General features: G+C 69.7%; 1 protein-coding gene. It reads right to left on the bottom strand.

Annotated features, from left to right (window positions below):
* Window positions 1-1,144, bottom strand: a 1,144-nt coding sequence (gene hutU / locus J2805_RS23900) for a urocanate hydratase (RefSeq protein WP_309980552.1), incomplete at both ends; no start/stop codon positions are given.

Here is a 1,144-nt window from a genome sequence, read left to right as displayed (position 1 = left end):
GCATGGGGATGCGGACGCCGCGTTCTTTGGCGACCTCGAGGGCGCGGTCGTAGCCGGCGTCGACGTGGCGGATGACGCCCATGCCGGGGTCGTTGGTGAGGAGGCGTTCGAGCTTTTCGGCGGCGAGGTCGGTTCCGTCGGCGACGGCGACCTGGCCGGCGTGGATGGAACGGCCGATGCCGACGCCGCCGCCGTGGTGGAGGGAGACCCAGGTGGCGCCGGAGGCGGTGTTGAGCAGGGCGTTGAGCATGGGCCAGTCGGCGATCGCGTCGGAGCCGTCGGCCATGGCCTCGGTTTCGCGGTAGGGGGAGGCGACGGAGCCTGAGTCGAGGTGGTCGCGGCCGATCACGATGGGGGCCTTGACCTTGCCTTCCTTGACGAGCCGGTTGAACAGCAGGCCGGCCTTGGCGCGTTCGCCGTAGCCCAGCCAGCAGATCCGGGCCGGCAGCCCTTCGAATTCGACGCGTTCCTGGGCTGCGTCGATCCAGCGGTGCAGGTGCTTGTTCTCCGGGAACAGTTCCTTGATCGCCTCATCGGTGACGCGGATGTCCTCGGGGTCACCGGAGAGTGCCACCCAGCGGAACGGGCCCAGGCCTTCGCAGAACAGCGGCCGGATGTAGGCCGGGACGAAGCCGGGGAACTCGAAGGCGCGGTCGTAGCCGCCCTTACGGGCCTCGTCACGGATGGAGTTGCCGTAGTCGAACACCTCGGCGCCGGCGTCCTGGAATTCGACCATGGCCTGGACGTGCCGGGCCATGGAGGCCTGCGCCTTCTTGGTGAACCCTTCCGGGTCCGCGGCGGCCTCGGCCTGCCATTCGGCCACGGTGATGCCTTCGGGGAGGTAGGACAGGGGATCGTGCGCGGAGGTCTGGTCCGTGACGATGTCCACCGTGAGTTCGCCGGCGTTGTGGCGGCGCAGGATTTCGGGGAAGACCTCGGCGGCGTTGCCGACGTAGCCCACGGACCAGCCGCGGCGCTCTTCCTTGGCCTTGAGGACCTTGGCGAGGGCGGTGTCGAGGTCGGTTTCCACCTCGTCGAGGTAGCGCTTGCCGGCGCGGCGGCGCAGGCGGGTCTCGTCGACGTCGACAATCAGGCAGGCGCCGTCGTTCAGGGTGACGGCGAGCGGCTGGGCGCCGCCCATGCC

Source organism: Arthrobacter oryzae (assembly GCF_031454875.1).
Taxonomy (GTDB): Bacteria; Actinomycetota; Actinomycetes; order Actinomycetales; family Micrococcaceae; genus Arthrobacter; species Arthrobacter oryzae_D.
This window is presented reverse-complemented; position numbering and strand designations above follow the sequence as displayed.